Origin of the sequence: Pseudoalteromonas sp. 78C3 (assembly GCF_002836695.1) — a bacterium.
Taxonomy (GTDB): Bacteria; Pseudomonadota; Gammaproteobacteria; order Enterobacterales; family Alteromonadaceae; genus Pseudoalteromonas; species Pseudoalteromonas arctica.
On record NZ_PJAV01000015.1, the window covers coordinates 1 to 4819 of the forward strand.

The following is a 4819-nucleotide window of genomic DNA, read 5'->3' on the forward strand; positions in this document are numbered from 1 at the left end:
AAAATATCGAAAGTATTTTTATTATTACTCGTATACTTACTTACCTGCATGCCTAGTATAAGTTTTGATAGCACGATAAATACCGTTTAGGACATTAATACTTTAAATTTAATTGAGCTGGTCTAAATAGCTTGATATTAAAATAGGTAATTCAACAAATGAGTCAACTTAGAGACAACAATATTAAAAAACTTCCCCAAGATATTTATGATGTTTTGATTATTGGAGGGGGTATTAACGGTGCTGTATCTGCTGCCGCTTTAGCCGCTAAGGGCGCTAGAGTTGCCTTGATAGACAAAGGTGATTTTGCCGGTTTCACTAGTTCAAACTCATCAAATTTAGCTTGGGGTGGCATAAAATATTTAGAAAGTCATGAATATAATTTGGTTAATAAACTTTGTAAAAGTAGAAACCATTTAATGCGTAGCTATCCTTCTACTGTTAAAGAAATTCGCTTTTTTACAAGTATCCAAAAAGGCTTTAGATTTCCGGCATTCTTTGTTTATTTAGGTACTATTCTCTATTGGTTTATGGGACGTTTTTTTACTAAATCTCCTAGATACCTCAATGCAAAAAAAATAAAATCATCAGAGCCAGTCATTAACACAAAAAATGTAGAGGCTGGATTTGAATATTCAGACAGCTTTTTATTGGATAACGATGCTCGTTTTGTTTTCAATTTTATTCGCTCTAGTATGAGCCATGGGTGTATTGCCGCTAACTACGTAAGTTCGCAGGGCTCTACTCGCTCTAATGATATTTGGACTACAAATGCAGTAGACGAGATGTCTAAAGAGAAGTTTACTATCCGCTCTAAAGTTATTATTAACGCAGCAGGCCCATTTGTTGATCCTATTAACAATACAAATAGTCAAACCACAGCACATCACCATGTATTTTCAAAAGGTATTCACCTTATTGTTGATAAGGTAACTAACAGTAACAAAGTACTGACGTTTTTTGCAGATGATGGTCGGTTGTTTTTTGTGATCCCCATGGGCCCAAAAACGTGTATTGGTACAACCGATACACAAGTTCATAGTCCGCACTCACAAGTGACTGATGAGGATCGAAACTTTGTGCTTGATAATGCTAACAAATTATTAGAGTTAGAAAAGCCAATTACAAAAAGTGATATTATAGCCGAGCGCTGTGGAGTTAGACCATTAGCAATTAAAAAAGACGGTAATGGTAAGGCTGACTGGGTGCAATTATCGCGCAAGCACGCTATAGATACAAATAGTGATCAAAAATATCTTTCTATCTTTGGCGGAAAACTAACAGATTGTATTAATGTAGGCGATGAAGTGGCTGATTTAGTCACTGGATTAGGTATTAAGTTACCTTATGAAGATTACAAATGGTACGGTGAACCTGACGACACCGTTAAAAATGAGTTCATGCATCGTGCAAAATTAATGAATTTGGATGGTTTAACACCTAAAACATCTACAGAGGTACTTAGTAAGCGGTTTTGGAGACGTTACGGCAGAAATGCGATTAACATGCTAGAAAAAATTCGTGAAGCACCTGAAAAAGGCGAACTCCTTATTAAGAATTCGGAGTACTTACGTGTGGAAATTGAACACGCTGCTGAGCGGGAAATGATAACTAAACTCAGTGATTTTTTACGTCGACGTTCTAAAATTTCACTGGTTGTAAGAAAAGAAGATATTCTTTCAGATCCTGGTTTACATGAAGTCTGCCAAATTCTATTTGGTAAGGATAATGCTGAAAATAAACTTCAGGAGTACATTGAAGAGATATCTAAATAACCATTTACATCTATTCTTACGACTTTAAAAGCTTGGGTTAAATGTTATAGAAGAAGTCTGTTAACACGATTAAAATTAATTATGTTAACTGACTTCTTATAGCAACTAATAAAACTATATTTTATTTTTAAAAATTAATAACATTTTTAACTTTTTATCAAACGCTTCAGCTAGCCTTTCTGTTTCACTAAAAACTATATTCCAATATTTAATACGCGTGTCTGCATCAAGATCGGTAAAATCGTTTCTGTCTGGAATTTTTCCGTACGGCAAGCTTGCTACAAAATTTTTGGATGGGGCTAGCATTACCACGTTGTCGTAATTAAGTGGCGATACTTTACGCTTTAGGTTTTTATCAAACCACCCTGCTTTTGGCTCTGAATTGAAATGCGGATACAAAATGAGTCCTGGATTATTAATTTTTAAATCAAAGTGGTAATCAATAATTCCACCATCGCGATACATGCCAACAGGTGAGCCTGCAATATTTTTTATGCCTTGCATAACAAGTGGTATTGAACCCGATGCAAGTAACGCATCTTTCAAATTATTTTGAGTAAGCGCTATGTTTTGCGTTTTAAAATTGTAGCTGTCGGTAATTGATAAGTCACTTGTTGCTGGGCCAAATATAAAGCGCTCATACTGTGATCCTAATAATTTTCGGTTAACGCGGTTTAACATATAACTTTTTGATAAACCCATTAACTGTATTAATTTATTTTCGCTGGCAATAAAGCCATTCGATTTTGCTACTATAAAGTGCGCTTTAAATGTTGGGTTATTTATAATTTCGGTTACGCCGTTATCGCCAAAAACATCTTCAAGTAATGCGCGCGCTTTTATTGTTATTTCACTAGGTGTTGGTTTATTACTTGAATATCGAGTTTGCGAATACGATTTTGCTAAGCGCTCAATCGCAGCAACAGGATCGTTTTGTGCAAAACACGCAGAGCGAAAAGCGCCAGCAGATGATCCAATTAAATTAAGTGGTTGGGTACGGTTTTTAAAAAATTCACCAAAAATATATTTATCTAAGCCAAATAATGTAAACCATTTAGGACCGCCACTTGCACCTAAAAAAGAGGTGAAAAGTTCAGGTTTAAAGCCCTGTTCGTTAATAATTTTAGCCGCTGTTTTCCCTGCGTGAATCTCGATCATCTAAAAAATTGTGCCTTTTATTTTGGTTGCTTCAGTTATTTTACAACACTGAAAGTGAATATTTATGCAAAATGAAAAGCGGCTTTATGTTGCCATAAAACCGCTTTTTATAGTTAAGTGTGCTTAAAGTACGTGAATTAATCCCAAACGCCGTCTTCGCATTTGCCCTGTACTTTTACATCTTTTACTTTAAATTCGGGCTCTAAACCTTTGTCTCTTTGTGCGTGGTAATCGCTCGTAACAGACAAAATAGTCGGCGTTAACAGTATAATAGCGATAACGTTAACCACTGTCATTAACCCTAAGGCAATATCGGCTAAATCCCAGACTTCTTTTAATGTGGCCGACGCGCCCCACAACATCATTGATAAATAAAGCAAAGTGTAAATGCCGCGCCCTACTTTGTTATCGAGCTTAAATAAGTGCAAGTTACTCTCTGCATAGGCGTAGTTTGCCACCACCGATGTAAAAGCAAATAAGGTAATAGCAGCTGCGACAAAATAAACACCACCTTGTGCTAAATGAGCGGTCATCGCGCTTTGTGTTAAACGAATGCCTTCCATTTCACCGCTTATGTCTATATCGGCTAATAAAATGATCACAGCGGTACAGCTACACAGTACTATTGTATCGAAAAATACGCCTAGCATTTGTATGTAACCTTGCGTTACTGGGTGATTAGGAATTGGGCTGGCACTTGCTGAAGCATGCGGAACACTACCTGCACCGGCTTCATTAGAATATAAACCACGTTGAATACCGTTTTTAATGGCAGCGCCCATTGCACCCGCTCCGGCTTCTTGTAAACCAAACGCCGATAAAAATATATCTTTAAGCATGGCGGGTACTTGCGTGAAATTTATAATCGTAATAATAACGGCGGCAAGTACAAACACAATGCCCATTATTGGCACAACACGCTCTGCAAATCGGGCAATTGCCTTAAAGCCACCGAGTATAATTGAGCCTGCTAGTACGGTAATAACTAGGCCAGAATAAAATGTAGGAACTTCAAACGCGTAGTTAAGCGCGTCGGTAATTGTGTTCGTTTGCATTGCGCTAAACGTAAAGCCGTAACCTAAAAACAAACACGCGGCAAACACAATTGCAAACGCCCGGCTACCCAGACCTTGTTGAATATAATACGCAGGGCCGCCTCTAAATTCGCCGCCACTATCGCGCACTTTATATACTTGCCCAAGTACGCTTTCGGCAAAGCCTGTAGCCATACCCAATATGGCTATTACCCACATCCAAAATATAGCGCCGCTGCCGCCAAGTGAAATTGCCACTGCCACACCGGCTAAATTACCAGTACCTACTCGTGCGCAAAGCCCTGTACACAATGCTTGGAATGATGAAATGTCGTCTTTTTTACATTTGCTGCTGCCTTTTAAAAGGCTAAACATATGTTTAAATTTAAGTATTTGAATTGCTTTTAGTCGTACCGAAAACCATATACCTGTAAACAAAAGTATATAAATAAGTACCTGACCTTCTCCCCATAAAAGGTTGTTTACACTTTTGACGACGGTATCGAACATTACTAATCCCTTTTTATTTTATACTTTTACTTTATGTTAGCACCGACTTTAAACTCTGCATGTGGCGCTACTTAACTTAAAAAATCCGGCAGCTCATTATGCATTAAACATAATAGTGTTTAAGTTTGGCTTTACCCCATAGTGAAGTGTGTATTGATGTTTAATAATTTGTAAGTAAGCACATTTAGTGCTGAATTTTATTTCTATAAATGTGAATAATAAATCACACTTACACTTTATATTGATTAGTTAAAAAATCAATAATATCTTTTTAATATTCAGTGTTTTGTTTTGCGTATGCGTGCAAGATGCAATAGTTTTTATTTTGATGCAGTAAGGTTT

The 4819-nt window shown here is 36.9% G+C and carries 3 protein-coding genes; 1 reads left to right on the forward strand and 2 read right to left on the reverse strand.

Translation table 11 applies throughout. From position 1 onward, the window contains the following. Nucleotides 1–158: 158 nt before the first annotated feature. Nucleotides 159–1775, forward strand: coding sequence for a glycerol-3-phosphate dehydrogenase/oxidase (locus CXF76_RS00385; protein WP_024605636.1), 1617 nt, complete (start codon nt 159–161; stop codon nt 1773–1775). Nucleotides 1776–1889: 114 nt separating this feature from the next. Here CXF76_RS00385 and CXF76_RS00390 read toward each other — a convergent pair whose 3' ends face one another. After that, nucleotides 1890–2933, reverse strand: a complete 1044-nt coding sequence (locus CXF76_RS00390; RefSeq protein ID WP_024591026.1) for a patatin-like phospholipase family protein — start codon at nt 2931–2933, stop codon at nt 1890–1892. 137 nt (nt 2934–3070) lie between these two features. Continuing rightward, a complete protein-coding gene (locus CXF76_RS00395; RefSeq protein WP_101162776.1) occupies nt 3071–4477 on the reverse strand; it encodes an alanine/glycine:cation symporter family protein in 1407 nt (468 codons plus the stop codon). Nucleotides 4478–4819: the final 342 nt, after the last annotated feature.

Excerpts from the sequence above, each read along its gene's own strand:
- CXF76_RS00385 (WP_024605636.1), top strand. The coding sequence starts at position 159 with ATGAGTCAACTTAGAGACAACAATATTAAAAAACTTCCCCAAGATATT.
- CXF76_RS00390 (WP_024591026.1), bottom strand. The coding sequence starts at position 2,933 with ATGATCGAGATTCACGCAGGGAAAACAGCGGCTAAAATTATTAACGAA.
- CXF76_RS00395 (WP_101162776.1), bottom strand. The coding sequence starts at position 4,477 with ATGTTCGATACCGTCGTCAAAAGTGTAAACAACCTTTTATGGGGAGAA.